Here is a 2,813-nt window from a genome sequence, read left to right on the forward strand (position 1 = left end):
CGTTGCGAGCTTCACGTTCGGCGTGCTCGACGCGGCCGACGTCGCACGGCTGAAGGCGGCCGGCACCTACGTGATCGGCACCGCGACGCATGTTGCCGAAGGGCTCGCGTGGCAGGCGGCGGGTGCCGACGCGCTGTCCGCGCAGGGCGCCGAGGCGGGCGGGCATCGCGGCACCTTCATCGGCGCGGCCGACGACGCATTGATCGGCACGATGGCGCTCGTGCCGCAACTCGTCGACGCGACGGGCCTGCCCGTGCTCGCGGCGGGCGGAATCATGGACGGCCGCGGCATTGCGGCGGCGCTCGCGCTCGGCGCGCAGGCCGCGCAGCTCGGCACCGCGTTCCTGACATGCGCGGAAAGCGCGATCGCTGCCGACTGGAAAGCGCGCCTGCTCGCGAGCGCGGACACGTCGACGCAGGTCACGCGCGCGATTACCGGGCGTCATGCGCGCGGGCTGCGCAATACGCTGATGGCGCGGCTCGGCGAACGCATGGCCGACGTCGCACCGTATCCGGTGCAGAACGCGCTCACGCAGCCGCTGCGCCAGGCTGCCGCGCGCGCGAACGACGGCGACTACCTGTCGCTGTGGGCCGGGCAGGGCGCGCCGCTCGCGCGGCGGCGCGGCGATGCGCTGACGACTGCGCAGCTGGTCGGCGCGCTCGACGCGGAATGGCGCGCGGCGGCCGGTTGATCGCACGTTCCGGGCGACATGAATCGGGCGACAAGCGGGCGACAAGCGGGCGACATGAAGCGCGTGCCGAAACGCGCGTTTCATTCAGCGATGCCGAACACCGAGTACCCATTCGAAATGCTGCGGGAGTGCTTTAAAGCGACCCTTCACCGACTTGTAAGAAACTAGCGGAAACCCTTATCCCACGGGCTTTACAGAGATTTCAGAAAGGCGTTTGATATGGACATGTATCGGTAGTGTTACCACTACCCCAAAAAAGTCCCACAAATTAATTTGATCACCTACACTTCGGCGCAAGTACGGGGGGTGGCTGCTAAAAGCGGCTGTTTCACGTGCTTGAGGCCAAGTGCATGAACGATGCAACCGGCGAATCGTCCAGTGATTGCAAGCACAGGGATGGCAGCGGGGCACCGCGCGATGGCGTTTACTGGGACCGAAACTGGAGACTTACATGAATATCAAGATGCAAAAGCTGTTGCCGATCACTGCAGCGGCGATGCTGTGCGTTGCAGCTGCAAGCAACGCGGCCGCCGATCAAGTCGTCAAGATTGGCCACGTCGCACCGTTGACGGGCGGGATTGCACACCTCGGCAAGGACAATGAAAACGGCGCGCGTCTCGCAGTCGAGGAGATCAACGCCAAGGGTCTCACGATCGGTGGCCAGAAGATCACGCTGCAACTCGATGCGCAGGATGACGCGGCCGACCCGCGCCAGGCGACGCAGGTCGCGCAGAAGCTCGTCGACGACAAGGTCGTCGCGGTGGTCGGTCACCTGAACTCGGGCACGTCGATCCCGGCGTCGAAGATCTACAGCGATTCGGGCATCGTGCAGATTTCGCCGTCGGCCACGAACCCGGCTTACACGCAGCAAGGCTTCAAGACGACGTACCGCGTCGTCGCGACCGATGCGCAGCAGGGCCCGGCACTCGCGAACTACGCGCATTCGAAGGGCATCAAGAGCGTTGCGGTGGTCGACGATTCGACCGCTTACGGCCAGGGTCTCGCGAACGAATTCGAGAAGAAGGCGAAGGCGCTCGGCCTGAAGGTGGTGTCGCACGACGCGACGAACGACAAGGCGGTCGACTTCCGTGCGATTCTGACCAAGATCAAGGGCGAGAATCCGGACGCGATCATGTACGGCGGCATGGACGCGACGGGCGGCCCGTTCGCGAAGCAGGCGAAGCAGCTCGGCCTGCGCGCGAGGATCCTCGCGGGCGACGGCGTGTGCACGGAAAAGCTGGCCGACCTGGCCGGCGACGCGACCGACAACATCGTGTGCTCGGAAGCGGGTGCGTCGCTCGAGAAGATGCCGGGCGGCGGCGCGTTCAAGGCGAAGTACGAGAAGCGTTTCGGCCAGCCGATCCAGATCTACGCGCCGTTCACGTATGACGCGGTGTACATCATTGTCGACGCGATGAAGCGTTCGAACTCGACGGATTCGGCGAAGATTCTCGCGGCCATGCCGGACACGAACTACACGGGCGTGATCGGGACGACGACCTTCGATTCGAAGGGCGACCTGAAGCACGGCGTGATTTCGCTGTACAACTACAAGGGCGGCAAGAAGACGTTCCTCGATGAAGTGAAGATGTAAGCAGCGGTCAACAGCAGGGGTAGAAACGCGCATGCGGCAACGCATGCGCGTTTCTTTTTTTTCGGCGCGTGCCGGGGCGAGATGCGCGCAGCGGGAAGCGCGTCACACCTTCAGGTGCGCGAGCACCTTCGGCGCGATGGCCGCGACGAGCGCCGCACACAGCGCGACGACCGCGAGCCCGACCGTCAGGTTCGCGACCTGCGCGACCGCGCCGATTGCGACCGGACCGAACAGCAGTCCGAAATACGCGAGGCCGGCCACGTGCGCGAGGCTCTCGGCCGCGTGGATGCCCTTGACGCGCGCGGCGGCGGCGAACAGCACGGGCATCATGTTCGCGAGACCGAGCCCCATCAGCGTGAAACCCGTGAGCACCGCGGCCGGATACGGCACGAGCAGCGCGCCGACCATCCCCGCGCACGCGAGCGACGCGCTCGCGAACACGAGCTGCGGTGCGCCGAACCGCGCGCGCACCGCGTCGCCCGCGAAGCGCGCGGAATTCACGCGGGTGCGCGGGATGATCGATGTGCC

At 65.8% G+C, this 2,813-nt stretch carries 2 protein-coding genes and 1 pseudogene; 2 read left to right on the forward strand and 1 reads right to left on the reverse strand.

Going from position 1 to position 2,813, the window contains the following annotated elements; all coding sequences use genetic code 11:
* Positions 1–691: nitronate monooxygenase (locus G3N94_RS40700; RefSeq protein ID WP_205799818.1), on the forward strand; the 691-nt coding region annotated here is incomplete at its 5' end.
* A gap of 451 nt (positions 692–1,142) precedes the next feature.
* Complete coding sequence (locus G3N94_RS40705) at positions 1,143–2,285, forward strand: branched-chain amino acid ABC transporter substrate-binding protein (RefSeq protein ID WP_205799819.1); 1,143 nt, start codon at positions 1,143–1,145, stop codon at positions 2,283–2,285.
* Between the two features lie 102 nt (positions 2,286–2,387).
* On the opposite strand, the pseudogene G3N94_RS40710 reads toward G3N94_RS40705, so the two are convergent.
* Positions 2,388–2,813, reverse strand: a pseudogene (locus G3N94_RS40710) (MFS transporter); the annotation flags it as partial.

The organism is Burkholderia sp. Ac-20353 (assembly GCF_017104785.1).
Classification (GTDB): Bacteria; Pseudomonadota; Gammaproteobacteria; order Burkholderiales; family Burkholderiaceae; genus Burkholderia.

Coding starts and splice junctions, on each gene's coding strand:
- G3N94_RS40705 (WP_205799819.1), top strand. CDS start 1,143: ATGAATATCAAGATGCAAAAGCTGTTGCCGATCACTGCAGCGGCGATG.